The 24310-nt window shown below is 72.9% G+C and carries 20 protein-coding genes; 7 read left to right on the top strand and 13 right to left on the bottom strand.

Annotated features, from left to right (window positions below; all coding sequences use genetic code 11):
- Nucleotides 1-2: 2 nt before the first annotated feature.
- From J2Z30_RS07715 to J2Z30_RS07695, 5 genes are all read right to left on the bottom strand, one after another.
- Nucleotides 3-809, bottom strand: a complete 807-nt coding sequence (locus J2Z30_RS07715) for a class I SAM-dependent methyltransferase (protein WP_044579942.1) — start codon at nucleotides 807-809, stop codon at nucleotides 3-5.
- Nucleotides 806-2410 (bottom strand): PucR family transcriptional regulator, encoded by a 1605-nt coding sequence (locus J2Z30_RS07710; protein ID WP_044579940.1) that lies wholly within the window; start codon nucleotides 2408-2410, stop codon nucleotides 806-808. The genes J2Z30_RS07715 and J2Z30_RS07710 overlap by 4 nt, the downstream gene beginning before the upstream one ends.
- A 260-nt stretch (nucleotides 2411-2670) precedes the next feature.
- Nucleotides 2671-4065 carry an NAD(P)/FAD-dependent oxidoreductase gene (locus tag J2Z30_RS07705; RefSeq protein WP_044579936.1) on the bottom strand — a complete coding sequence of 465 codons (1395 nt, stop codon included), beginning with the start codon at nucleotides 4063-4065 and terminating at the stop codon, nucleotides 2671-2673.
- Nucleotides 4066-4131: 66 nt separating this feature from the next.
- The gene (locus J2Z30_RS07700) at nucleotides 4132-4797 is read right to left on the bottom strand and encodes an HAD-IA family hydrolase (RefSeq protein ID WP_044579934.1); all 666 of its coding nucleotides are present in this window, start codon (nucleotides 4795-4797) and stop codon (nucleotides 4132-4134) included.
- 38 nt (nucleotides 4798-4835) lie between these two features.
- Complete coding sequence (locus J2Z30_RS07695) at nucleotides 4836-6215, bottom strand: MFS transporter (RefSeq protein ID WP_044579932.1); 1380 nt, start codon at nucleotides 6213-6215, stop codon at nucleotides 4836-4838.
- A gap of 129 nt (nucleotides 6216-6344) precedes the next feature.
- Between J2Z30_RS07695 and J2Z30_RS07690 the strand changes: the two genes are divergently transcribed.
- Together J2Z30_RS07690 and J2Z30_RS07685 are read left to right on the top strand one after the other, a co-directional pair.
- Nucleotides 6345-6584: a hypothetical protein gene (locus J2Z30_RS07690; RefSeq protein WP_044579930.1), complete on the top strand. Its 240-nt coding sequence runs from the start codon at nucleotides 6345-6347 to the stop codon at nucleotides 6582-6584.
- Nucleotides 6577-7548 carry a D-2-hydroxyacid dehydrogenase gene (locus tag J2Z30_RS07685; RefSeq protein ID WP_209468600.1) on the top strand — a complete coding sequence of 324 codons (972 nt, stop codon included), beginning with the start codon at nucleotides 6577-6579 and terminating at the stop codon, nucleotides 7546-7548. Before J2Z30_RS07690 ends, J2Z30_RS07685 begins: the two co-directional genes overlap by 8 nt.
- Before the next feature lie 40 nt (nucleotides 7549-7588).
- Here J2Z30_RS07685 and J2Z30_RS07680 read toward each other — a convergent pair whose 3' ends face one another.
- Nucleotides 7589-9190 carry a CocE/NonD family hydrolase gene (locus J2Z30_RS07680; RefSeq protein ID WP_245387751.1) on the bottom strand — a complete coding sequence of 534 codons (1602 nt, stop codon included), beginning with the start codon at nucleotides 9188-9190 and terminating at the stop codon, nucleotides 7589-7591.
- 218 nt (nucleotides 9191-9408) lie between these two features.
- Here J2Z30_RS07680 and J2Z30_RS07675 point away from each other — a divergent pair, with 218 nt between their 5' ends.
- Nucleotides 9409-10131 (top strand): TetR/AcrR family transcriptional regulator C-terminal domain-containing protein, encoded by a 723-nt coding sequence (locus J2Z30_RS07675; RefSeq protein ID WP_044579923.1) that lies wholly within the window; start codon nucleotides 9409-9411, stop codon nucleotides 10129-10131.
- A gap of 28 nt (nucleotides 10132-10159) precedes the next feature.
- On the opposite strand, the gene J2Z30_RS07670 is transcribed toward J2Z30_RS07675, so the two are convergent.
- A complete protein-coding gene (locus tag J2Z30_RS07670) occupies nucleotides 10160-10618 on the bottom strand; it encodes an RrF2 family transcriptional regulator (protein WP_044579921.1) in 459 nt (152 codons plus the stop codon).
- Nucleotides 10619-10651: 33 nt separating this feature from the next.
- Nucleotides 10652-11848, bottom strand: coding sequence for an acyl-CoA dehydrogenase family protein (locus J2Z30_RS07665; RefSeq protein WP_044579919.1), 1197 nt, complete (start codon nucleotides 11846-11848; stop codon nucleotides 10652-10654).
- A gap of 154 nt (nucleotides 11849-12002) precedes the next feature.
- Here J2Z30_RS07665 and J2Z30_RS07660 point away from each other — a divergent pair, with 154 nt between their 5' ends.
- The gene (locus J2Z30_RS07660; RefSeq protein ID WP_044579915.1) at nucleotides 12003-15050 is read left to right on the top strand and encodes a SpoIIE family protein phosphatase; all 3048 of its coding nucleotides are present in this window, start codon (nucleotides 12003-12005) and stop codon (nucleotides 15048-15050) included.
- Between the two features lie 277 nt (nucleotides 15051-15327).
- On the opposite strand, the gene J2Z30_RS07655 is transcribed toward J2Z30_RS07660, so the two are convergent.
- Nucleotides 15328-16068: an SDR family NAD(P)-dependent oxidoreductase gene (locus J2Z30_RS07655; RefSeq protein ID WP_044579912.1), complete on the bottom strand. Its 741-nt coding sequence runs from the start codon at nucleotides 16066-16068 to the stop codon at nucleotides 15328-15330.
- A 235-nt stretch (nucleotides 16069-16303) separates the two neighbouring features.
- Between J2Z30_RS07655 and J2Z30_RS07650 the strand changes: the two genes are divergently transcribed.
- Together J2Z30_RS07650 and J2Z30_RS07645 are read left to right on the top strand one after the other, a co-directional pair.
- On the top strand, nucleotides 16304-17122 hold the full coding sequence (locus J2Z30_RS07650; protein ID WP_044579910.1) for an SDR family NAD(P)-dependent oxidoreductase: 819 nt from the start codon (nucleotides 16304-16306) through the stop codon (nucleotides 17120-17122).
- Between the two features lie 95 nt (nucleotides 17123-17217).
- Nucleotides 17218-18882 carry an IlvD/Edd family dehydratase gene (locus J2Z30_RS07645; protein WP_245387748.1) on the top strand — a complete coding sequence of 555 codons (1665 nt, stop codon included), beginning with the start codon at nucleotides 17218-17220 and terminating at the stop codon, nucleotides 18880-18882.
- Between the two features lie 49 nt (nucleotides 18883-18931).
- Here the strand turns inward: J2Z30_RS07645 and J2Z30_RS07640 are convergent, their stop codons facing one another.
- The 4 genes from J2Z30_RS07640 to J2Z30_RS07625 form a co-directional block, all read right to left on the bottom strand.
- The gene (locus J2Z30_RS07640; RefSeq protein ID WP_044579906.1) at nucleotides 18932-19942 is read right to left on the bottom strand and encodes an alpha/beta hydrolase fold domain-containing protein; all 1011 of its coding nucleotides are present in this window, start codon (nucleotides 19940-19942) and stop codon (nucleotides 18932-18934) included.
- Between the two features lie 127 nt (nucleotides 19943-20069).
- Nucleotides 20070-20843 carry a TIGR03943 family putative permease subunit gene (locus J2Z30_RS07635; RefSeq protein ID WP_044579905.1) on the bottom strand — a complete coding sequence of 258 codons (774 nt, stop codon included), beginning with the start codon at nucleotides 20841-20843 and terminating at the stop codon, nucleotides 20070-20072.
- Nucleotides 20840-21853, bottom strand: coding sequence for a permease (locus J2Z30_RS07630; RefSeq protein WP_044579903.1), 1014 nt, complete (start codon nucleotides 21851-21853; stop codon nucleotides 20840-20842). Before J2Z30_RS07630 ends, J2Z30_RS07635 begins: the two co-directional genes overlap by 4 nt.
- 128 nt (nucleotides 21854-21981) lie before the next feature.
- Entirely contained in the window at nucleotides 21982-23136 is a 1155-nt protein-coding gene (locus J2Z30_RS07625; protein ID WP_044579901.1) for a Gfo/Idh/MocA family protein, read from the bottom strand.
- A gap of 112 nt (nucleotides 23137-23248) precedes the next feature.
- On the opposite strand from J2Z30_RS07625, the gene J2Z30_RS07620 reads away from it, so the two are divergent.
- On the top strand, nucleotides 23249-24256 hold the full coding sequence (locus tag J2Z30_RS07620) for a LacI family DNA-binding transcriptional regulator (protein WP_044579899.1): 1008 nt from the start codon (nucleotides 23249-23251) through the stop codon (nucleotides 24254-24256).
- Nucleotides 24257-24310 lie beyond the last annotated feature (54 nt).

Here is a 24310-nt window from a genome sequence, read left to right as displayed (position 1 = left end):
TGTCAGTGCGGGCGCCGGCCCCAGCAGGTGATGAGCGGGGCGGTGGTGACGTCCATGCCCTCGCCGCGCAGATGGTCCAGATGGCGCTCGATCTCCCGCTCGGTGGCCAGGCCGCCCGCCACCAGTCGCCCGCGCAGTTGACGCACGGTGGCCGCCTCCAGCTCCCGGCAGGCCGGGGAGGTCAGCGGGAAGCAGCCCTCGGCGCGTACGTCGTGCAGCCCGGCGCCGCGCAGCTGGGCGGGCAGGGTGCGGCCGAAGGCGAGGTCCACACCGCGCTCGGCGAGCAGCGCGCGGAATCCGCGGCGGATCCGGTTGGCCAGCTCCTCGGCCGGGCCCCGCTCATCGGGGCAGGCCAGAGGCTGGAGCGCCGGGTCGGCGTCCTCCACCACCAGCCATCCGCCCGGCCGCACCGCCCCGGCCATCCGCCGCAGCGCCTCGGCCCGGTCGGGCAGGTGCACCAGCACCAGCCGGACGTGGACGAGGTCGAAGCCGTCGCCCGGTGGTTCGTCGCGGGCCACGTCATGGCGCCGCACCTCGACCGGTCCGGTGGCCGGGCCGGACAGCTCCGTGAGCCAGGCGGTGTCGATGTCGGTCACCAGCACCTGCCCGGTGGGCCCGACCCGCTCGGCGAGGGCGGTGGGCACCGAGGGCCCGCCCGCCCCCACCTCCCAGCAGCGCCATCCGGCGGCCAGGCCGAGCTGGTCGAGGTGGTCCAGGGTCCAGGGGTCGAAGAGCTCGGCCAGCGCGTCGAAGCGCCGGCCGGCCTCGCGCTGCCGGTTGTCCAGCAGATAGCCGGTCTCGGATGTCATACGCCCCATCCTCCCGCGCCGGACGCCGTCAGCGTGTCCAGGGCGGTGACGGCGACATGGAGCTGGGTGCGCTGCACACCGGACTCCAGGTCGCGGCCGAGAAGCCGTTCGATGGTGTGCAGTCGCTGGTAGAACGCCTGGCGGGACAGGCCGATCTGTTTGGCGGCGATGGACTTGTTGCCCGCGGCGAGGTAGTGGCGCAGCGTGGTCAGCAGATCGCCCGCGTGGCGCTCGTCGTACTCGATCAGCCTGCCCAGCTGGTGCTCGACGTACCTCTGCACACGGATGTCGTCGCGGAGCGCGTACAGCAGCTCGGGCAGTCCGACGTCGGAGGGCACGTGGAACGGCCGGTGCGGGGTGGTGGGGCCGATGGCGTCCACGACCTCCTCGGCCTCCCGGAACGCCCTCGCCACCTGGTCGATCTCGGTCACCCCCGGTCCGACCGCCACCACCGCCGGCGCGCCCAGGGTCTCCTCGGTGAGTCGGCTGACCCGCTCCACCACCGGCTGCCAGGCGCTGGCGCGGGCCAGGGCGAGCAGCACCCCGGTCCGGTCCGGGGAGAGCCGCCCCACCAGGGCCCGGGTGCCGGCGCCCTGAAGGGCGTCGGCGAGCCGGTCGTCCAGGCCCGTCCCATCGGCGGTGGCGCCGTGGTGGCCGATGGCGAGGGCGATCAGGCGGTGGCCGACGACCGGTATGCCGAGGGCCTCGATGCGGATGCGTGCCTCGGTGCGGCCGCGGTAGCTCCAGCGCAGCAGCTCCAGCAGGGCGCAGGTGTGGGCCTGGCGGTCCCACTGGGTGTGGCCGGTCAGCCGGGCGAGGGTGAGGGCGGTGGCGGCCCGTCCCAGGATCATGGTGTGTTCCGGGTCGGCCGCGGGGGCGGCCGCGTTCGGCACCGCCACCAGTCTCCCCCAGCGCCGGCCGTCGTGCTCGACGGGGGCCACCAGCCAGCCCTCCGGTCCGCTGGCCTGCGTGGTGTCGGGGGTCGGCGTGGCACGGGAGCGGCGCTGCCACGCCTCCAGGATCTGGCCTGCCGTGCCGCCCGCCGTGCAGGAGAACACCGCGTGGTGCAGCAGGTTCTCCAGGACCACCGGGCGGCCCATCAGATCGGCGGCGGCGCGCACCAGCTCATCCGGTTCGGCGTTGCGCAGCGTCAGCCCGGTGAAGATCTCATGCACCTGCTGGGAGCGGCGCAGCAGTTCGCCCTGCGCGTCGAGGATCAGCGCGTGGACGGTCTGGGTCACCTCGATGAAGCGGATGCCACGGGACAGGACGATCAGGGGGAGGTCCCGGGCGCGGCAGGCGGCCACCAGGTCCGGTGGCACCTGCTGGTAGCGGCGGCCGAGCTCCACCACGAGCCCCGCGGCACCGATGTCGGCCAGCTGGTCCACATAGCCGCGCAACCGGCTGGGGTCGTTGGGCTGGGGCATGCCGGTGGTCAACACCAGCTCACCGCCTTCGAGGAACGAGGCGGGGTCGAGCAGCTCGGTGACGTGCACCCAGCGGACCGCACGGGCCAGCCGCTCCTCACCGGCCATCACACGGGGAAGTCCCGCGACGATGACGGGAAGGCGCAGGACGTCGGCAACCGTGAGCAACGGCATCTGGACGGACTCCCTCCGGATACCGCTCATCATCGCAGAGCCGGGCCGCCGCGCCCAGGGCCGTCGGACCGGCCCGGACGCGGCGGCGCCCGGCCTCAGAGCCTGTGTCATATCCCCGGCCGGGCGTGCGACGCCTGGCACGCACGCTCGCCGCGTTACCGAAACGCCCAAGTGGCTCCGCCACGAGGGCGCTCCGGCGCCTTGCGATCGCACGCCCCAGACGCCGCACGCTGATCCGACCGGGGATATGACTCAGGCTCTCACGGGCGGCGTGCGATGAGGTCGGCGATGGTGGCGATGGGTGAGGTACGGACACGTCCGCCCGCCTCGTGGCGATCGGCGAGGCGGTAGGCGGTGTACAGGCCGCGCACCCCCAGCCAGCGGAACGGCTCGGGCTCCCAGGTGCCCGGGGCGTGGCCGGTCCACGGCAGCCGGGTGAGCCGGGTGTCGCGGGCCAGGACCAGATCGGTGAGGGTGCGGGCGGCCAGGTTGGTGGAGGTGACTCCGTGGCCGACGTACCCACCGGCCCAGCCGAGTCCGGTGGCCCGGTCCAGGCCCACCGTGGCGGACCAGTCGCGGGGCACGGCCAGCACCCCGCACCAGGCGTGGTCCACCCGGGCCCCGGCAGTCTGCGGCAGCATCCGCTCCAGGGTCCGGGTGAGCTGGCCGATCGTGCGCTCGCCGACCCGCCCCTCGTGGTCGGTGCGCGAGCCGAAGCGGTAGGGCACCCCGCGCCCGCCGATCGCGATCCGGTCGTCGGCGGTGCGCTGGGCGTACATATGGCCGTGGGCGGTGTCCCCGAGGGTCTCCCGGCCCTCCCAGCCGATCTCCCGCCAGATCCGGGCGGGCAGCGGCTCGGTGACGATCATGGAGCTGTTCATGGGCAGCCAGGCGCGCCGCAGCCCCTTGAGGGACGCGGTGAACCCCTCGGTGGCCCGGAGCACGACGGGGGCCCGTACGGTGCCGTGCGCGGTGATCGCACGGCCCGGTTCGATGGCGGTGACCGGGGACTTCTCGTGGATGGTGACACCGAGCCGCTCGACGGTGCCGGCGAGGCCGCGGACCAGGGTCGCGGGCTGCAGCCGGGCGCAGTGCGGGGTGAAGGCGGCGGCGGTGACCCCGTCGATACGGATGCGCGCCGCGGATTCGGCGGGGGTGAGCAGCACCGAGTCGGCCACTCCCCACTCATGGTCCTGTTCGACCTTGTGGCGCAGCCGGGTGGCCTGGGCGGGGGTTCGGGCCACGCGCAGGGTGCCGCCCTTGACGATGCCCGCGTCGATGCCCTCGCGGGCGGCCACGTCGATCACCTCGTCCACCGCCTCGTTCATGGCCCGCTGCCAGTCCAGGACCGCGGGCCTGCCGTAGGCCCTGGCCATCCGGTCGCGGGCGCCGGGGATCAGCCCGGAGGCCCAGCCGCCGTTACGGCCCGAGGCGCCGAATCCGGCGAACTCGGCCTCCAGGACGGTGATCCGGAGACCGGGGTCGGCTTGCTTGAGGTAATACGCGGTCCACAGCCCGGTCAGTCCGGCGCCGACGACGCACACATCCGCGTCGCGATCGCCGGGCAACGCCGGGCGGGGGGTGGGGAGTTCGGCGAACCAGTGGGCGACGCGGCCGTTGACCGGTGCCGGCCGGCCGGCCGTGGTGGCGGTCATGGATTCCCTTCGCGGCGAAGAGCGGTGGGGCGGGTGGCGGTGGGGCGGGTGGCGGTGGGGCCGGGGTCAGACGCCGAGCAGCGGGGGCAGCTCGGACAGGTCCTTGATCTCCTCGTACGGCTGGAAGGCCTCCGAGCCGGGGAAGCCGTAGCGGTTCACCCAGATCCGCCGCATGCCCGGGTACCGCTTGGTCGGCATGATGTCGTACTCCCAGCCCTGGGCGGTGTGGATGATGTCCTCGGGGCCGCGGCCGGTGGCCGTCATGAGGTACTCGAACGCCTGCGGCAGCGGCTTGTAGGCACCGGCCTGTTCGGCGGTGAGCACATGGTCGAAGTCCACGCCCAGCGCCTCGACGGCGTAAGTGATCAGGTCGTCCTCGCTGTTGGAGAGGATCGCGATGTCGTACTCGCCCTTGAGGCGGCGCAGCGCGTCGGGGACCTCGCGGAACGGGGTGAACTTCTTGATGGCGTCGATCAGCGCCTCGCCGTCCTCGTCCCGGTACTCCAGGCCGTGCAGTGTCATGACATTGCGCAGGGTGCGGCGGACGACTTCCCGGTAGGGCAGGTACTCGTCCAGGACGCCCTGGAAGCGCATCACATACGCGTCGTGATGGAACTGATCGGGGTCCACGCCGAGCTCGGCGAGCCGGTCCTTGACGATCTCGTGGGTGGCGGTGCGGGTGTCGAAGTTGATGAGCGTGCGGTAGCAGTCGAAGGAGACCAGCTTGCGCATGGGCGAGTCCTTTCCGATGAACGGTGTTTGACGGAGCGTCAGGTACGGCTGCTGGCTTCGGCCAGACCGAGGTTCTTGGTCTCGGGGGCGAGGACGACGGACACCACCAGGCCGATGAGCGTGATGGCCACCCCGATGGCGAGGGTGCCGCGAACCCCGAGGTCGGCGGTGGCCATCGGGAGCAGGAAGGTGCTGGAGGCGGAGCCCACCCGGCTCATGGCGGTGGCGATGCCGACGCCGGTGGCCCTCAGGTCGGTGGGGAACAGCTCGCTGGGGTAGACGAACTGCAGTCCGCTGCCCGCGGCCTCGAAGAACTGGAAGGCGGCGAAGAGGGCCACCACCAGGGCCGCGTAGTGCAGTGGCAGCACGGTGAGCGCGATCAGGGAGACGTTGACGCACAGGAAGCTGCCGATGAGCAGCGGACGCCTGCCGATGCGGTTGACGACGACCAGCCCCAGGCCCGTTCCGGCGACCGCGAGCGTGGTGATCAGCGCGCTGGCGCCGAAGGTACCGGTCACCCCGAAGGACTCCAGCATCTGCGGCTGGAAGGACCGCACCGCGAAGGCCGGCGCCACCTGACAGATCCAGAACAGCGAGCAGAACAGCACGGGGATCCCATAGCCACGGCGGAAGATCTCGGCGAGGTTGCCGAGGCCGGAGCCGCCACGCCGGTCCTGGCGGACCTCGGCCAGCAGCTCCTCGGCGCTGACCTCCTGGCCGAGGTGGCGGCGTACGACCTCCCTGGCCTCCTCCACCCGTCCCCGCGACGCCAGCCAGCGCGGCGACTCGGGCACGCCCGCCCGCAGGAGCAGGAAGAGCACGGCGGGGACCGCGCCGGAGGCGAGCATCCAGCGCCAGGCGTCGTCGCCGGTGCCCAGCAGCAGCCAGCCGCCCCAGAAGCTGACCCCGTACCCCACCCACCAGGCCAGGACCAGCCCGGACAGGGCGGGGCCGCGCATCCGGCGCGGCACCAGCTCGGTGGTGAGGGCCGAGGCGATCGGGTAGTCGGCGCCGATCGCGATGCCGATGAACAGCCGCAGCACCACCAGCTGCCACGCCTCGGTGACGAAGAACTGCAACGCGGAACCGATCACGAACGCGACCAGGTTGAGCACATACATCAGATGGCGGCCCACCCGATCGGTGATCGGGCCGAACACCACACCGCCGAGGAAGACACCGACGAGGACGGACGCCGCCACCAGCCCGGTCCACATCGTGTCCAGGTCCAGGGCCGGGGTGATCAGACTGAGCGCCACCCCCATGATGCCGAGCAGATAGCCGTCGCAGAACGGACCGCCCATGGCGACGGCGACCATTCTGCGGTGAAAGGCGGTGACGGGGGCGTTGTCCAGGGTGGCGGCGGAGCCCGCGAGGGGCTCTCGGGAGGGATCGCGGGAGGTTCTGGGAAGGGACATGCTCGCATCTCCTGGGGACGAGGAGGGGCGCTACGGCGGAGGCCGGCTGCGGGGCGGGGTGCGCCCCGGGGACGGGGACGGGCTCCGGGGAGAGGGGGACAGGGAACGCCCCGGGGAGACGGGGACGGGATGGGCTCCGGAGCGACCGGTGGCGCGTTCCGGCTGGCCATCACCCTGGTTCAGCCGTCGGCCACCGTCAACGTCCACCGTGTTCCGTCCCTCGTCATCGGGTGGACACTCTGTCCGTTGTCCACCGGCGTGGTCTCGGCCACGCTTGAGGCGTCCGCCCGTACCCGTCACGCCCGTGGGAGCCCCGTCATGACCGATGCCACCGCCGCGGCCGACTCCGCGGGAGCCGGACGTGGCTGACCGGCTGGTCGTCCTGTACCGGGACCATCTGCCGCCCAACCGGGCGCGGATCGAGTCCCTCGCCGAGACGGTGTACGCCACCGAGGAGGAGCTGCCGCTGTTCCTCCCCGGCGCGGACGCCCTGCTCGCGTGGTGGCCGCTGACCTCCGCGGTGGCCGGCGCCTGGCCGGACGATCCGGCGAGGGCCCCGCGCTGGGTGCATGTGGCCGCGGCGGGGGTGGAGCCGTTCCTCTTCCCCGCGCTGACCGGCAACCCCGAGGTGGTGCTCACCAATGCGCGGGGCGTCTACGACCGGCCCATCGCCGAGTACGTCCTGGGGCTGGTCCTCTCCCTCGCCAAGGACTTCCCCGGCACCTGGGAGCATCAGCGCCGCCGGGAGTGGCGCCCCTCGGACAGCGAGCGCATCGGCAACCGTACGGCCCTGGTCTGGGGCACCGGCTCCATCGGGCGGGCCGTCGCCCGGCTGCTGCGCGCGGTCGGCATGCGGGTCAGTGGCGCGGGCCGCACACCGCGGACCGCCGACCCGGACTTCGGCGTGGTGCACGGCCCGGCGGGCCTGCGCGAGGCGCTGGGCGAGGCGGACTACGTGGTCCTGGCCGCCCCGCTCACCCCCGCCACCCGTGGCATGGTCGACGCGCCCGTACTTGCGGCGATGAAGCGGGGCGCCCGGCTGGTCAACGTCGGGCGTGGCCCGCTGGTCGACGAGCAGGCCCTCGTGGACGCCCTGGCCCAGGGCAGGCTGGCCGGGGCGGCGCTGGATGTCTTCACCCATGAGCCGCTCCCGGCGGAATCGCCCCTGTGGGAGATGCCGGGTGTCATCGTCTCCCCGCACACCGCGGGCGAGGTCACGGACTGGCGCGCCGACCTGGGCGAACTCTTCCTCGACAATCTGCTCCGACGGCGCGAGGGCCGCCCTCTGCGCAATGTGGTCGACAAGGCCCTCGGCTATGTGGTGGACGGATGAGACGGCCGCTGACGCCCCCCGCGCGCCAGCGACCGTTTCATCATTCGGCGCGGGCCTGAGGCAGCTCCAGCGCCGAGCCCCCGTGCACGGTGATGCGCACGGGCGTGAGAGTGGTCGCGTCGAGCGTCGGCTCGCCGCTTCCGGAGTTGCGGGCGAAACGCGGGTGGGCGCCACCGCTGATCTGGAGACGGACCCGGTGGCCGGGGGCGAAGCGGTGGGCGGTGGAGCTCATCGGCACGGTGACCTCCAGGGGGTGCGCCGGTGTGGTGGGCAGCCGTACCAGCCCGTCGCACACATTGACGGAGCGGCCCTTTCCGTCGACGTCGCACAGCCGGGCGAAGACATCGGCGTACCCGGTGTCCGTGGAGATCCGCAGCCGTGCGGTCGCCGGGCCGAGGACGTCCATGGGCTCGTTCATCGGCTCACTGGTGAACGTCAGCACATCGGGGCGCTCCTCGAGGTCGCCGTTGTCACGGCTCCCCGCGGTAGCCGAGAGCAGTGGCCCGCCGATGGACGGGGTGGGGTCGGCCGGGTCGTAGCGGAAGGCCGCGAGCGGGACGGACGTCTCGGACGGCTGCCGGATGAGCCGCCCGTCCCCCGCCGGGAACCACTGGCCGACGGCCGGGGACGGCGGCCACTCGGCGAGGTCCCGCCAGTGCCCCTGACCGCCGATGTGCACCCGCACCCCGGTCGGGCGCAGCCCCGAGCGGTCGTCGCACAGATGCGCGCGCAGCCAGGCGAGGCTTTCGGCGAAGACCTCCGGCCAGCCCTTCTGGAGCGCGGAGGCGTGGGTCCAGGGGCCGACCAGCAGGGAGGTGTCGCAGCCCGCCCCGCGCAACCGGCCGTACTGCTCGAAGGTCTGGTCCACCAGCGCGTCCTGCCACCCGCTGATCAGACAGGTGGGGACGCGCGAGCCGGCCGCGGCGTTCCCCGTGGACGCGCCCTCCCAGAACGGGTCGTCGGCGTCCGGGTGTGACATCACCTCGTCCAGCCAGGGCACTTCACCCCCGAGCCCGCGGACGTACGACCCGCGCAGCGGCAGCGCCCGGGTCATCTCCGCGAAGTGGCGCCGCAGCCGCAGCGTGGCCCGGAGGAAGGGGCCGAACCCCCGGTGCTGGGAGGTCATACCGGAGCCGACGAGCAGCGCGTTCTCCAGTTGCAGGGCGCCGTTGCGGTGGAACAGGGCATGCGGGTCGTACAGGCCGACCTGCACCACCATCGCCCGCAGCTCCGGCGGCGGGTCCAGGGCGAGCGCCCACTGCACATAGCCGAGGTAGCTCGGGCCGAGGGTGCCCAGCGCGCCGTTGAACCAGGGCCGGCCGCGCAGCCAGTCCACGGTGGCCAGGCCGTCGGCGGCCTCGTTCCGCCAGAAGTGGAACTCGCCGCCCGAGCCACCGGTGCCGCGGCAGCTCTGCAGCACGACGTGGAAGCCCTGCTCGGCGAAGAGCATGCCGTACATGGGTGACCAGGGCACACCCCTGCCGTAGGGCGAGCGCACCAGCAGGGTGGGGAAGTCGCCGTCCGCGCGCGGGAAGTAGTGGTCCGTACGGAGGAGGCTGCCGTCGGCGGCCGGGACCCCGAGGCCCGGCTCCCATCCCGCCTCGTACCGCTTGGCCGGAAGGCCGCGCCAGGTCGCCCTCATCATCCGTGCGGACAGCGGCGGCTTGCCTGGGGGCGCGACCCAGGTGGTTCCGGCCCCGCCGTCCGTGGCGCCGGACACTCCATCGCGCGTGTGTGACGTCATCCCGCGTTCCCCTCCCCTAATCCCGTACCGCGTACGAGAATAGTAGATGCTTGGATGGATTCCGCAAGTCGGCATGGCGGGGCAAGTCGCCATGGCGGGGAAGGAGCGATCAGGTCGTGGTGCGCGGTGACGGGTCGGACGCCGGAGGCGTCGACCCCCAGCAGCTGTGGCTGAACTCCGACCGCCCCCGCAAGGGGCGCAAACCCGCCTTCAGCCGGGCGGCGATCACTGCCGCGGCGGTCGCCCTCGCGGACGCGGAGGGAATCGACGCGGTCACCATGCGGCGGGTGGCCTCGCAGGTCGGCGCCGGGGTCATGTCGCTGTACAGCTACGCTCCCGACAAGGAGACGCTGCTGCAGCTGATGGTCGACCACGTGAGCGGCGAGCTGTCCCCGCCGGACCCGCTGACCGGCGACTGGCGTGCCGATCTGAAGGCCATCGCCCATGCCCAGCGGGCTCTGATGCTCCGCCACCCCTGGCTGCCCACCGCGCTGTTCAACCGCCGCTGGTCCCTCGGGCCCAACACTTTGGCCTTCCTGGAACACGCGCTCGCCGCCCTGCGGCCCACCGCACTGGACGGCGGTGCGAAGCTGGAGGTGTTCAGCCTGATCACGGGTTTCGCCGCCAGGCTCGTCGCCGACGAGATCGCCCAGGCCGCGCTCTCCGCCTCGCCCGAGCGGGCCGCCGCCGAAGCCCGCTATCTCGCCGCGGTGGCCGCCGACGGACACCATCCGGAGCTCGCCGAGGCCCTCTCCGCCCCGGTACGCCCGCTCACCCCCGACGCCACGTTCGCGCGGCTGCTCGACCGCATGGTCGACGGCCTGGACGCCGGCTCGTAGGGCGGCTTTGGCGCCGACGGTTCGGGCGCTAGGGGTTGGTCCACGCCTCCGGGTCCTCGGCGAGGCCCAGGACGTCGCCGGGCAGCTCGGCCGCGGCCACCTCCGCGAGGGTCACCTCGCCGAGGATCTTGCGTACGTTGGCCCGTACCGCGATCCACAGCGGCAGCAGCGACTCCGCGGGTCCGCAGTACGACAGCTCGGGCGGGCGCACTCCGCGCACCGACACCAGGGGGCCGTCGACCACCCGGATCACCTCGGCGATGCTGATGGTGTCCGCCGGGCGGGCCAGCCGGTAGCCACCCTTGCCGCCGCGCTGGCTGGCCACCAGGCCGCCCCGGCGCAGATCGCCCAGGATCCCCTCGAGGAACTTGTGCGGGATGCCCTGCGCGGCGGCGATCGCCTCGGCCTTGACGGAGGTGTCCTCCTCCGTCGCCGCCAGTTCCAATGCCGCCCGCACCGCATAGTCCGCCTTCGCCGAGATCCGCATGCGCTGATTATCCGCCCCTTGAGCACCGGGCCGTCAGAAGGGCAGGGTGAACGGGGGGTGCTCGCCGTTGAGGAAGTAGTCCCCGACCTCGTGGAGCCGGTGGGCGACGGGGTCGTAGAGGGTGTGGGTGCGCGCGTTGCGCCAGAAGCGGTCGAATCCGTAGGCCGAGGAGGCGGAGCGGGCGCCGACGACGTCCAGGGCGCGGGCGGTGGCGTCGTGGGCGGCCCGGGAGGCGGCGGCCTCGGCCGCGGCGGCGAGCACGGTGATCTCGGCGCATTCGTCGTCGGTCAGGTCCTCGCCGCGCGCCAGCCCGCCGTCCAGGGCCTCCAGCGCCTGGTCGGCGAGGGCGGCGGCGGAGAAGGTGGCGACGGTGAGCTCCCCGTAGGTGGTCAGCGCGTACGGATCGCGCGGGGAGGTGTGCGGCCAGGGCGCGTGCACCGCCCTGGTGTACTCGCGGGCCTCGGCGAGCACCCCCTGCGCGATCCCGAGACATATCTGCGCCGAGACCAGACGGCCGGTCGGCGCGGCCAGCCCGCTGAACGGCGAGAGGGTGTCCTCATCCCAGGAGAGCGGGCCGAGCACCGCGTCGTCCTCGACCGGCACCGCGTCGAACTCCACACTGCCGCCGGCCGCCAGCCGCTGCCCGAAGGTGTCCACGTCGTCGCTGCCGCACACCACACCGGGGTGGGCGGTGTCGACGAGCACGGCCAGCGGTTCGCCGGTGTCGGCGTGGGTGACGCGGACAGCCAGCCGGTCGGCGACCAGCACGCCGGTGGCGTACCCCTGGCGTCCGTTCACCAGCCGGCCGTCCCTGCCGGAGGTGAGCGTCAGCCGTGGCTCGCGCGAGGTCAGACCACCGCCCCAGCACCACTGCCCGGCCGCCGACGCGCGCTCCACCCGGGCGGCGAGATCCGCCCCGCCGAAGAAGCGGGCGCTGAAGGACAACAGGTAGTGGCAGCCGAGCACCTGGCCGATCGCGCCATCGGCCGCGGCGATCTTCCGTACGACGGCGCAGGCCGTCGACCAGTCCGCTCCCCCGCCGCCGTGCTCGACGGGGATCAGCAGCGCCAGCAGCCCCGCCTCGCGGAGCCGCGCGATCTCGTCGTACGGCGTCTTGCCGGCCTGGTCGCGGACGACCGCGTCCGTGGCGAGGTCGTCCGCCGCCTCGCCGGCGATCTGCAGCCACCACGCGCGGTCGAGTGCTTCGGCCGCCGCATCCACCACCGTCACGCCCGCTCCCCTCCATCGGCCGGACTTCATCATTCCCTATTTTTCCAGTAGGGAAAATAGGGAACTTGGCGGCGGACGTCCAGTGAGTGATGTCCGGCATATGCCAGTGCTACGTTTGTCCGAGAACGCCCTATTCCGTGAGTGAGGTCCTGGGATGGCGGAGTGGCGCGGAACAGACGCGGTGGGGCGCTCCCACTCATGGGGCGATGAACGGCTCTCCCTCCTCTCGGCGGTCGGCACCGCGCTCACCGACCGCGAGGTCATGCAGCACGCCCTGGACCAGGCGGTCTCCGAGCTGGGCGGCCTCGCGGGCCTGGTGCACTGGTCCTGCGGTCCGGCCGGCAGCCGTACGCTGCGCCTGGTCCTCGCCAGCGGGCTGCCGCTCGCCGCCCTCGGCGGCTGGGAGGAGATCCGCCAGGACGAGGCCCCGCTCGCCCCGGCGCGTGCCGTGCGGGACGGCCGCTTCATATGGCTCCCGGCGGCCTCCGGCGAGGCCCCCGGGGCCGGGGAGAACGCCAGGGCCGGGGAAACCACCGGGGCCGGGGAAGCCCCCGGGGCCGGGGAGACCGCCCGCGCCGCCTCCGGGAGCCTTCCGGCGGCGACCACCGTGGCGTCCGTTCCGCTGACCGGTCCGGAAGGGCCGGTGGGCGCACTGTCCGTCCTCACCGGCCCGCGGGAGCCGACCCCCGAGCAGGCCGCCTTCCTCGATGCGGTGGGGCGCTGGGCGGAGCGCCGCCTCTCGCGCTCGGGAGTCGGGGTCGGCGACTGCGACGAGTACCCGTGGTGGCAGCGGCGGCCGGGCGGCTCGGTGGTCCAGCAGTCCCTGGACGCGGTCAAGGCCGGTTCCTGGGAATGGGGCATCCACACCGGTGAGATGCGCTGGGACCGGGCGGGGCTGACGCTTCTCGGCCTCCCCGGCGGCTACGAACGGCGGATCGAGAGCTGGCTCAACCTCATCCACCCCGAGGACATGCCGCGGGTGATGGCCGCCACCGAGAAGTCGCTGCGCGAGCGGAGCGGCTACGAGGCCGAGTACCGGGTCCGCCGCCCCGACGGCACCACCGGCTGGGTGCAGAGCCGCGCCCATCTCGAACTCGACGCGAACGGCGAACCGGTCCGCATGCTCGGGAAGGTCTGGGACACCACCGAGAGCCGGATGGCACGGGAGTCGGTGGGGCAGGCGCTGCGGTACATGAGCGACGCGTTCTTCGCGGTGAACCGGGACTGGCGGATCACCTTCCTCAACGTCGAGGCCGAGCGCCTGGTCGGCCTGGCCGGAGAGGTGCTCGGCCGGCCGCTCTGGGAGGGCCCCGCGGGCACGGTCCCCGAGCTGGAGGACCGCTGTCGGCGCGCCGCCGCCGACGGCAGGCCGACCGGGTTCGACATCCAGTGGCCCACCGACGACCGCTGGTACCACATACGGCTGGTCTCGGTCCCCGATGGGCTGACGGCCTATCTCGCCGATGTCACCGAACGGCGTACCCAGGCCGCGCGGCGCGCGGAGGCCGAGCGCGTCGGCGCCGAACAGGCCGCCCGGATCAGCGAGTTGGGCAACGCGCTCGCCGAGGCGGTGACCACCCAGGACGTCGTCCAGGTCATGGCCGGCCAGGTGCTGCCGCCGTTCGGCGCCTCGGGTCTGCTGATGCTGTGGCTGGAGGGCGGCCGACTGAACGTGGTGGGGTCCGTGGGCTATCCCCGGGCCTTCCTCAGCAGGGTCGACGGGGTCCCGGCGTTCGGGGGTTACCGTCTGCTCAACGAAGTGCTCGGCTCACGCCGGCCGCGTTTCATCTCCTCGACCGAGGAGTACGAGCAGCTGTTCCCCGATCTCACCGGCAACCCCGCCATCGCCCGGAAGAACGCCTGGGCCGTGCTCCCCCTGATCGCATCGGGCAACGCCATCGGCACCTGCACCGTCTCCTTCGACAGGCCCCGCCGCCTCTCCGCCGACGAGCGCACCCTGCTCACCGCCCTCAGCGGAATGGCCGCCCAGGCACTGGCACGGGCCCGGCTCTACGACACCGAACACGCCCGCGCCCAGGCGCTCCAGCGCGGTCTGCTGCCCCGGGTCCTGCCCTCCCCGGCCGCCCTCACCCCCGCCGTGCGCTATCTGCCCGCCAGCAGCGGTACGGACATCGGCGGCGACTGGTACGACGTGATCCCGCTGTCCGCGGAGCGGGTGGCCCTCGTCATCGGCGATGTGATGGGCCACGGTCTGGCGGAGGCCGCCACCATGGGGCGGCTGCGCACCGCCGTGCATACGCTCGCCAACCTGGAGCTGCCTCCCGAGGAGGTCCTGGCCCATCTGAACGAGGTCGTCAGCGATCTGGGCGACGACTCCTTCGCCACCTGTCTGTACGCGGTGTACGACCCCATCACGGGGTACTGCTCCCTCGCCCGCGCCGGTCACCCCCCGCCGCTGATCGTGCGCCCGGACGGAAGCGTGGAGTGCCTGGAGCCGACGCCCGATCCGCCGCTGGGCGCCGGGGAGCCCCCGTTCTCCACCGTGGATCTGCGGCTGCCCGACGGCAGTCTGCTGGTGATGTACACCGACGGCCTGGTGGAGTCCGCGGCGCGCGACATCGACACCGGTATCGCCGAGTGCACCCAGGTGCTGACCAGCGAGTACGGGCGGCTCCTCACGTGTCCTCCGCCCCGTCCGCGTAGCAGCGGCCGCAGGGCGGGCGGCCGACACGGGGCGGACCACGACCGGCTCGACCGGCTCTGCGACCTCCTGGTCGGGGCCATGCTGCCCACGAAACGGCTGACCGCCGACGACACCGCCCTGCTGATCGCCCGGCTCCACGGGCTGGCGTCCGGGAACACCGCCGGGTGGCCACTGCCGGAGGACCCGGTGGCCGCCGGTCTCGCCCGCACCCATGTGCGCGAACAACTCGAGGCATGGGGTCTCGACGAGCTCGTCGTGACCACCGAGCTGCTGGCCAGCGAGCTTGTCGCCAATGTCGTACGGCACGCCAAGGGGCCCACCCGGCTCCGGCTGATCCGCGGCAGATCGCTGATCTGCGAGGTCTCGGACGCCAGCGCCACCACCCCCCGGATCCGCCGGGCCGCCGAGACGGACGAGGGAGGGCGGGGGCTACAGCTGGTCTCCGCGCTCTCGCAGCGTTGGGGGACCCGTTACACCGCCGAGGGCAAGTGCATCTGGACGGAACAGCCCATCGCGTGGACCGGCGCACCACCGTAAGGACCGTCGCCCTGCGCCGTAAGGACCGTCGCCGCGCCCAAGGCCGCCCTGCGGGATGTCCGGCGGCCAGCGCGGCGGAGCCGCATGTCGGTGCTTTCCCCTCCCCGCCCCTTCCCGATACCAGGGGCTTCGCCCCCAGACCCCGGGTCTGGGGGCAGAGCCCCCGTCCGGGGTCTGGGGCAGAGCCCCAGTTCGGGAAGGGGCGGGGAGGGGAACAGCCCGCCGCAGGCGTCACGATCCGCCGGCCACCCCCTAAGCCCCGAAGTCCCGGTGTGCGTCAGCCCAAGGCGAGCTCACCGCCCCGGGCCTCCAGGATGGCGCCGGTGATGTAACTCGCCCGCGGGGAGACGAGGAAGAGCACCGCTTCGGCGATTTCCTCGGGCGCCGCGGGCCGGTCCAGAACCGTGGCCCGTGCCACGGTCCGCAGGGCCTCCTCCCCCATCTCGGAGGTGCCCGGTGTACGGACCGGACCCGAGCGGACGGCATTGACCCGGACTCCCCGGCCGCCGAACTCATCGGCCCACACCCGGGTCAGCAGCTCCAGCGCGGCCTTCGAGGCGCCGTACGCCCCGGCATTGCGGGCGGGGGCACCGGCGGCGATGGTGCTGAGGTTGACAATGGCCCCGTGGCCCCTGGCGGCCATACCCGGTGCGAGCCGTCCCACCAGCAGAAGCGGCGCACGGGCGTTGATGGCCATATGGACGTCGAACATCTCGGACGAGGTCCCGGCGGTGTCCGCGAACCGGTAGACACCCGCGTTGTTGACCAGGATGTCCACGTCCCCCGTCTCGGCGGCCAGCCGCCGTACATCGTCGGCCTCGGCCAGATCCGCCGCCACGAACCTGGCCGTGGCGCCCGTCGCGGACACCTCCTGGACCACGTCCGCGCCACGACGCGCGTCCCGGCCGTGGACGACGACCTCTGCCCCCAGCGCCCCCAGCCGCAGGGCCACGGCCCGGCCGATCCCCGCCGTGGCGCCCGTGATCAGGGCCGTGGCACCGGACAGCTCACCACTCATGCGGACACTCCTCACCGTAGGCCGGACACCGATCCACACCACACGCACCGGATGCTTACCGCACCGGCCCCCACCGAGCCGTACGGCTCGCCGCCCCAGGGCTGAACGGACGTCCACGCGGAACCGCCGGATGGCGCCGGACGGCGCCGGACGGCGCCGGGCCGAAGCACGGCTTCGCCGAGAACGCCGAGGACACGATCTTCCGCGTGGCGCTCGTCTTTGCTGTACTGCGGGGGTGCGGGAAACATCGTCAACCAGCCATGTCGCCCTGGTGACGGGGGCGAACCAGGGGATCGGCGCCGCGACGGCACAAGCGCTGGCGGCCCGTGGCGTCGCGGTGCTCTGCACCTATCTGCGACCGCCACCCGGCACCGGCGAGGGGGACGCCCCGGATCCGTACCGAGCCGCGCGGTCCACCGACGGTGAAGAAGTCGCGGCGGAGATCCGCCGGGCCGGAGGGCGGGCCGAGGCCTTTGAGGCGGACCTCGGCGACCCGGCGGTTCCGGAGCGGCTCTTCGACCTCGCCGAGGACCGCCTGGGTCCGGTCGACATCCTGGTCAACAACGCCTCGGGGTGGATCCAGGACACCTTCACCCCCGATCCGGCCGACCGGTTCGACCGGCCGCTGCGCCCCGTCAGCGCGGAGACCTGGTCCCGGCAGTTCTCGGTGGACGCGATGGCGCCCGCGCTGCTGATCGGCGAGCTGGCCCGCCGCCACCGGGCACGCGGTGCCGACTGGGGGCGGATCGTGGGCCTGACGTCGGGAGGGGAGCTCGGTTTCCCCGGAGAGGTGTCCTACGGCGCGGCGAAGGCCGCACAGACCGACTACACCCTGTCGGCGGCCGCGGAGCTGGCCGGGTTCGGCATCACGGCCAATGTGGTGCAGCCGCCCGTGACCGACACCGGGTGGGTCACGCACGAGGTCCGGCGGTTCGTCGCCGCGAGCCCCACCCATTTCCATGTCGCCGATCCGGCCGAGGTCGCGAAGACCATCGTCTTCCTCGCCTCCGACGAGGCCGCGCTCATCACCGGAAACGTCATCACCCTTCGCTGACAAGGATCGCCAGAGGGAGTGCAGAAGTGACTGACACGGGAACACACGGCCGTCGGCGGAGCGCGGCCTGGTTCGGTGCGGAGGGCCGGTCCGGGATGGTCTATCGGTCCTGGATGCGCAACCAGGGCTATACCGGTGAGGTGTTCGACGGCCGTCCGGTGATCGGCATCGCCACGACGTGGTCGGAGCTGGCGCCCTGCAACAGCCATCTGCAGCGGGTGGCGGAGTCGGTGAAGCGCGGGGTGTGGCAGGCCGGTGGCTTTCCGCTGGAGTTCCCCGCGATGGCGCTGGGCGAGACGCTGATGCGGCCCACCGCGATGCTGTACCGCAATCTGCTGGCCATGGAGGCCGAAGAGCTGATGCGGGCCAATCCGCTGGACGGTGTGGTGCTGCTGTCCGGCTGTGACAAGACCACTCCGGGTCTGCTGATGGCCGCCTCCAGTGTCGATCTGCCGGCCATCATGGTCACCGGCGGTCCGATGCTCAACGGCAAGTACCGGGGCGGGGATGTGGGCTCGGGCACCCAGGTGTGGCGGTTCGAGGCCGAACTGGCGGCCGGGCGGATGACCCAGGAGGAGTGCTTCTTCGCCGAGGGCTGTATGGCCCGGTCCAACGGGCACTGCATGACCATGGGCACCGCGTCCACCATGGCGTCGATGGCCGAGGCACTCGGCATGCAGCTGCCCTTTTCGGCGAGCTGGCCGGCGGTGGACTCGCGACGGTACGAGACGGCGCAGCGCGCCGGGCAGCGGATCGTGGCCATGGTGGAGGAGGATCTGCGGCCGTCGCAGATCATGACCCGGGAGGCGTTCGAGAACGCGATCCGGGTCAACGCGGCCATCGGCGGGTCCACCAACGCGGTGATCCATCTGCTGGCCATCGCGGGGCGGCTGGGCGTGCCGCTGGCTCTCGACGACTTCGACGCGCTGGCCCGGGAGGTGCCCACGCTGGTCGATCTGCAGCCCTCCGGACGGTTCCTGATGGAGGACTTCTGCTACGCCGGTGGGCTGCCGGTGGTGATGCGCGAGCTGGGTGCGCTGCTGCACCCGGAGCCGACCACGGTGACCGGCCGTACGGTGGCGGAGAACGTCGCCGACGCCGAGTGCTGGAACCGCGAGGTGATCCGGACACTGGACGAGCCGTTCCAGGAGGCGGGCACCGGCACCGCCGTACTGCGCGGCAATCTCGCGCCGAACGGCGCGGTGATCAAACAGTCCGCCGCATCGCGCCATCTGCTCACCCACCGTGGCCGGGCCCTGGTGTTCGACACGCCGGAGGACTACCTCGCCGTGCACGCGGATGAGGACCTGCCGGTGGACGAGAACACCGTGCTGGTGATCCGGGGCAGCGGCCCGCGCGGCTACCCGGGGATGCCCGAGGTGTCCAATGTGGTGCTGCCACCCAAGTTGCTGCGCAAGGGCGTCGAGGACATGGTGCGCATATGTGACGGCCGGATGTCCGGCACCGGCTTCGGCACCGTGGTGCTCCATGTGTCCCCCGAGTCCGCCGTTGGTGGCCCGCTGGCGCTGGTGCGCGACGGCGACTGGATCACCCTGGACGTCCCGGCGCGCACGCTGACCCTGGATGTGGGCGAGGAGGAGCTGGAGCGCCGACGGGCCGCCTGGGAGCCCCCGCCGCCGGTCGCCGACCGGGGCTGGAGCAGGCTCTACACCGAGCGTGTGCTGCAGGCCGACCAGGGCCTTGACCTGGACTTCCTGGTCGGCGGCAGCGGACATCCGGTGCCCCGCGAATCCCACTGATCCTGACGGTCACCGCGCGGTGGTACGTACGGTCGGCGCGCGGCGGCCATCAGTGGGCCAGAAGCCTGCGCAGCCACCGCAGCCGCGCCGCCCGCGCGTCCCGTGAGACGGCCGCCTGCGGTGCCATGCCCGAGAATCCGTGGAAGGCACCGGGCCAGACGTGCAGTTCGGCCTGTCCGCCGGCCCGCCAGATGCGCCCGGCGTAGTCGACGTCCTCGTCGCGGAACGTTTCCGCGGCCCCTACGTCGATGAACGCGGGAGGCAGACCGGACAGGTCCGTCGCGCGGGCCGGTGCCGCGTAGGGCGAGACGTCGTCGGTCCCGCGTGCGGCGCCGAGCAGTGCCGTCCATCCGGCCTCGTTGGCGGCCCTGTCCCACACCCCTACGCCTGCCATCTGCCGGGCGGAGGGCGTGTCGTTGCGGTCGTCCAGCATGGGGCACATCAGCAGTTGTCCGAACAGGGCGGGGCCGCCGCGGTCCCGGGCCAGCAGCGCGACCGCGGCGGCGAGGCCGCCACCCGCGCTGCCCCCGACGACGATGACGCGCCCGGGGTCGATGCCCAGCTCCGCGGCGTGTTCGGCCGTCCAGACCAGACCGGCGTAGCAGTCCTCGACCGGCCCGGGGTGCTGGGTCCCCGGCGCCAGGCGGTACTCGACGGAGACCACGGAGAGTCCCAGTTCCTGGGCGAGGTCGAGCATCTCCGGCACGCCCGTGCGGTTGTCCCCGACCGTCATGCCACCGCCGTGGATGTGGTACAGCACCGGCACCTCAGTGGCCGCGTCCGCCAAACGGCAGATCAGCAGGGAGACGTCCGGCGCGCCCACCGGGCCGGGGACGGACCGCTCCTCGACCCGGAAGACCCCGTCGCGCTCCAGGGCCTCGTTCGTCACCGGCTCCATCCCCGGCACGCCCTCAGGGGGTGTCGCACCCGGATCGGCCCCGGAGCCGCCGGGCGGCAGGAGTTCATGGATGGCCGTGAGCGCCATGGCGAGTTCCGGATCGAACGGCGGCGGTGGGCCGAGCGGTGCCATGGCCGCGCGCTCGGGCGAGGTGTGCTCCATGGTCGACTCCCAGGTGGTGGCAGGAAGAACTCCTGTGGTCGGCCGCCCGCTCCCCCAAGATCAGCAGCCGCTCGGCGGATTCTAGCGACCGGGTGGCGGGGCGGGGGGCCTGACGAATGGTCAGCCCTCAGCCGTTCCAGCTCTCGTCGTACGGATCGCGCGGGGCAGGGACCGGCCTGGACCGGCTGACCTCGAGGTACGGGATGGCGCCACCGCCCACCGGGTCCTTGGTCCGCTTGCGGGTGTAGGTGCCGATGACCTGGAGCCAGGTGTCGGGTTCCAGCACCGCGGGGATCCGTCCGGTCAGGCCGATCTTGACGGGCTGGGCGTCGGCGGCGCAGCAGTTGAGCGCCATCCGGACGAGATAGGGGGCACCGTGGCCGTCGAGGGCGACGAAGCCGGTGATCTTGACCCTGCGGTGCTCCAGGGAGCGCCCGTGGTCGTACACCGCGCGCCCGGCGTAGTCGGCGACATTGAGCGGGAGCGGGTCCCCGGCGGGGAGGGCGGGGAAGCCCCAAGGGCGTTGCAGCGCCGTGCCGGTGTGCATGGCGGTGTACGAGCCGAGCGCGGGCGGCGCCACCAGGATGAGGGCGAACAGCGGGAGCACGAGGAGCCAGGAGACACGTGGTTCCCGGTGGGCGTGGCCGCCTTCGCCCTCCCCGTGGCCGCTTTCGCCCTCACCGTGACCGTCTTCGCCCTCCCCCGCGTCCTCACCGGCCGGGCGCGTCCGCCGCTCGTACCAGACGGTGGCGACGGCCGCCGCCATCAGGACGACACCGGCCGCGAGGAGCAGCGGGCGCAGCCCCGCCTTCACATAGCGCAGATAGAGGTCGGTGGATCCGGCCCGCAGCACCGCCCCGCCGACCAGGAACAGCACGATCGCCTGAGCCTTCCTGTTCACAGCAGCACCGCCCCGACCAGGGTCGACACCAGGACGGCGAGGACGAAGGTGGCGGGCGCGAACCGCAGCGCGAACCCGCGGCCGAACGTGCCGGTCTGCATCGCGAACAGCTTCAGGTCGATCATCGGGCCGACGACGAGGAACGCCAGCCGGGCGGTGAGCGAGAACTGCGACAGGGACGCGGCCACGAAGGCGTCGGCCTCGGAGCAGATCGACAGCAGCACCGCGAGGACCGCCAGGGCCAGGATCGACACGACCGGGTCATCGGCGGCGCCGCGCAGCCAGCTCGCCGGGACCACGGCCTTGAGGGTGGCCGCGGCCATGGCGCCGACGACGAGGAAGCCACCGGCGTGCATCACATCGTGGCGTACGGACGCCCAGAACGCGGCGCCCTTTCCGTGGCCGTGGAAGGCGGGGCGGGCCGGTGGGCGCAACCAGTCGGCCCGCCCCAGCCGCTGCCACAGCCAGCCCATCGCACACGCCACGAACAGACTCGCCACGAACCGGGCGAGCACCATCTGCGGCTGACGGGGGAACGCGACGGCGGTGGCGGTCAGCACGATCGGGTTGATCGCCGGGGCGGACAGCAGGAACGCGAGCGCCGCTGCCGGGGTGACGCCCCTGCGCACCAGCGCCCCGGCCACCGGTACGGATGCGCATTCACAGCCGGGCAGCACCGCCCCGGCCACGCCCGCCACCGGCACCGCGACGGCGGGCCGCCGCGGCAGCGCGCGGGCGAAGAACGACGGCGGGACGAAGACCGCGATGAGCGCCGACAGCAGCACCCCGAGCACGAGGAAGGGCAGTGCCTGGAGGACCACCGCGGTGAACACGGTCGTCCAGCTCTGCGCCACCGGAGCCGACAGCGCCCGGCGGACCGGCCCCTGCGCGACCACCACCAGGAGCAGCAGCATGATGAGGCCGAGGGAGGAGTCGAACCGCCCGCCCCGCGGATCGCCCGCGTCGCGGCGGCCGGCCTCGGTCGGGTCCGCTTCGGTCGAGGTGGTCACGGGTGGGATACCTCCGGCGTCGAGGGTGCGTGGCGCGGTTCCCCGCCCCCTCCAGTACGCCGGTTCGGCCCCGCGTGCTCACCGCGGTCACCATGAGCCGGAAGTCACCCCGGCGTCCGCCGCTTCGCTCAGCCGGGGCTCACCCACGTGCCCAGGTCGGCGGAGCGGGTCATGGCGTCCAGCACGGTGGCGCTGTGCACGGCGTCGTCCAGGGTGGCGCCGTGGGCGGTGCCCTCGACGATGGAGCGCAGGAAGTGGTACGCCTCGATCACCTTCAGATCGTCATAGCCCATGCCGTTGGCCGAGCCGGGCTGGAAGGCCGCGTACTCACCGTGCCCGGGGCCGACGTACACGGTGGAGACTGGCTGGTCCTGGTACGCGGTGCCGCGGCTGACGCCGAGTTCGCCCATGCGCCGGAAGTCCCAGAAGACCGCACCCTTGGTGCCGTGGATCTCGAAGCCGTAAGTGTTCTGTTCGCCGACCGAGACCCGGCAGGCCTCCAGCACCCCGCGGGCGCCGGAGGCGAAGCGCAGCAGACAGGAGACGTAGTCCTCGTTCTCCACCGGGCCCAGCTCGCCGCCGGTGGCCCGGGTGTGACCGGCGGTGGCGCCCGTGGGACGGGCCCGCTCGGGAACGAACACGGCGGTGTCGGCGGTCAGCGCGTCGATCTCGCCGAGCAGGAAACGGGCCAGGTCCACCCCGTGCGAGGCGAGGTCGCCCAGCACCCCGCTGCCGCCACGCGCACGTTCGTACCGCCAGGTCAGGGCACCTTCGGGGTGGGCGGCGTAGTCGCTGAAGAGGCGGACGCGGGCATGGGTGACGGTGCCGATCTCCCCGGCGGCGATCATGGCGCGGGCGGTCTGGACGGCGGGTGCGTTGCGGTAGTTGAAGCCGACCGCGCCCTGGACCCCGGCCTCGGCCACGGCCCCGGCGACCGCGCGGGCGTCGTCGGCGGTGAGCCCGACCGGCTTCTCGATCCAGATGTGCTTGCCCGCCTTGGCCATGGCGACGCCGATCTCGCGGTGCAGGAAGTTCGGCGCGGCGATGCTCACCGCCTGGACCCGGGGGTCGGCGGCGACCTCCTGCCAGTCCCGGGCGGCGGTGGCGAAGCCGTACCGCCCGGCGGCCTCCTCGGCCCGTCCGGGCACCTCGTCGGCGACGGCGACGAGTTCGGGCCGTACGGACAGCTGCGGGAAGTGGTGCGGCAGCCGGACGTACGCCTGGGTGTGCACCCGTCCCATCCAGCCGAATCCCACGACGGCGACCCCGAGCGTGCTCACCATGACTGCCCTTCTTTGGACCGTTCCAGATCTCTCCTGGCCCACACTGAAAGCCCTTCTCACAGGTGTCAACCCCCTTTGACAACCGCGTCCACCCTGTGGAACGGTCCAGACCATGAGACCACCGACGATCCGCGATGTCGCCGAACGGGCCGGAGTGTCGAAGTCGCTGGTCTCCCTGGTGCTGCGCGGCTCCCAGCAGGTGCGTCCCGAGAAGCGGCGGGCCGTCCTGGCCGCCGTCGAGGAGCTCGGCTACCGGCCCAACGCCGCCGCGCGCAGCCTCAGCGAGCGGCGCACCAGGACCGTCGGGGTGCTCCTCAACGACCTGCGCAACCCCTGGTTCGTGGAGCTGCTCGACGGCCTCAACTCCGAGCTGTACGCGAGCGGTCTGCGGACCCTGCTGGCCGACGGCCGGCTCAACCGGCGGCTCGGCGAGGACCTCACCCACACCTTCACCGAGCTTCGGGTGGACGGCCTGATCGCCGTGGGCACGCTCCCGGACCCGGCGGCGGTGCGCACGGCGGCCGCGCGGGTGCCCACGGTGGTCGCCGGCACCCGCGAGCCCGTGCTGCCGAACGTGGACATCGTCGCGGGCGACGACGAGCTGGGCGCCCGCCTGGCCACCGAGCACCTCATCGGCCTGGGCCACCGGCATATCGCGCATATCGCGGGACAAGGTGTGGTGGGCGAACTGCGCCGCCGTGGCTTCGAGGCGGTCATGCGCGAGCACGGCCTGTCCGGATCGGCGACCGTGGAGCAGGGCGATCTGACCGAGGAGGGCGGCTACCGGGCCACGGTCCGGCTGCTGAGCGCTCCGCACCGCCCCACCGCCGTCTTCGCGTTCAACGACATGGCCGGGGTGGGCGCCCTGTCGGCCGCCGAGGAGCTCGGCCTGCGGGTGCCGGGCGACCTCTCCCTCGTCGGCTACGACAACACCTATCTCGCGCGGCTGCGCCATCTGTGGCTCACCACCGTGGACAACGCCGGTCATGACATCGGCCGCCGCGCCGCGCGCCGGCTGCTCGACCGGATCGCCGACCCCGCCCGCCCCGGCGGGGTGGCCCTCACCGCCCCGGTCCTCGAGGTCCGCGGTACGACGGCGCCACCGCGTCCGGCGGACTGACCGTCGCGATCAACGGGACGTACCAGACGGGGCCTCGGCCTCACCGTGAGCGCT

Origin of the sequence: Streptomyces iranensis (assembly GCF_017874715.1) — a bacterium.
In the GTDB taxonomy this organism is placed as follows: domain Bacteria; phylum Actinomycetota; class Actinomycetes; order Streptomycetales; family Streptomycetaceae; genus Streptomyces; species Streptomyces iranensis.
Note: the sequence above shows the minus strand (reverse complement) of the source record. Positions and strands in the feature narration are given on the sequence as shown.

Coding starts and splice junctions, on each gene's coding strand:
- J2Z30_RS07700 (WP_044579934.1), bottom strand. CDS start 4,797: ATGCGCAAGCTGGTCTCCTTCGACTGCTACCGCACGCTCATCAACTTC.
- J2Z30_RS07690 (WP_044579930.1), top strand. CDS start 6,345: ATGGGCTCCGGAGCGACCGGTGGCGCGTTCCGGCTGGCCATCACCCTG.
- J2Z30_RS07710 (WP_044579940.1), bottom strand. CDS start 2,410: ATGCCGTTGCTCACGGTTGCCGACGTCCTGCGCCTTCCCGTCATCGTC.
- J2Z30_RS07695 (WP_044579932.1), bottom strand. CDS start 6,215: ATGTCCCTTCCCAGAACCTCCCGCGATCCCTCCCGAGAGCCCCTCGCG.
- J2Z30_RS07680 (WP_245387751.1), bottom strand. CDS start 9,190: ATGAGGGCGACCTGGCGCGGCCTTCCGGCCAAGCGGTACGAGGCGGGA.
- J2Z30_RS07655 (WP_044579912.1), bottom strand. CDS start 16,068: ATGAGTGGTGAGCTGTCCGGTGCCACGGCCCTGATCACGGGCGCCACG.
- J2Z30_RS07715 (WP_044579942.1), bottom strand. CDS start 809: ATGACATCCGAGACCGGCTATCTGCTGGACAACCGGCAGCGCGAGGCC.
- J2Z30_RS07670 (WP_044579921.1), bottom strand. CDS start 10,618: ATGCGGATCTCGGCGAAGGCGGACTATGCGGTGCGGGCGGCATTGGAA.
- J2Z30_RS07640 (WP_044579906.1), bottom strand. CDS start 19,942: ATGGAGCACACCTCGCCCGAGCGCGCGGCCATGGCACCGCTCGGCCCA.
- J2Z30_RS07625 (WP_044579901.1), bottom strand. CDS start 23,136: ATGGTGAGCACGCTCGGGGTCGCCGTCGTGGGATTCGGCTGGATGGGA.
- J2Z30_RS07620 (WP_044579899.1), top strand. CDS start 23,249: ATGAGACCACCGACGATCCGCGATGTCGCCGAACGGGCCGGAGTGTCG.
- J2Z30_RS07660 (WP_044579915.1), top strand. CDS start 12,003: ATGGCGGAGTGGCGCGGAACAGACGCGGTGGGGCGCTCCCACTCATGG.
- J2Z30_RS07705 (WP_044579936.1), bottom strand. CDS start 4,065: ATGACCGCCACCACGGCCGGCCGGCCGGCACCGGTCAACGGCCGCGTC.
- J2Z30_RS07645 (WP_245387748.1), top strand. CDS start 17,218: ATGGTCTATCGGTCCTGGATGCGCAACCAGGGCTATACCGGTGAGGTG.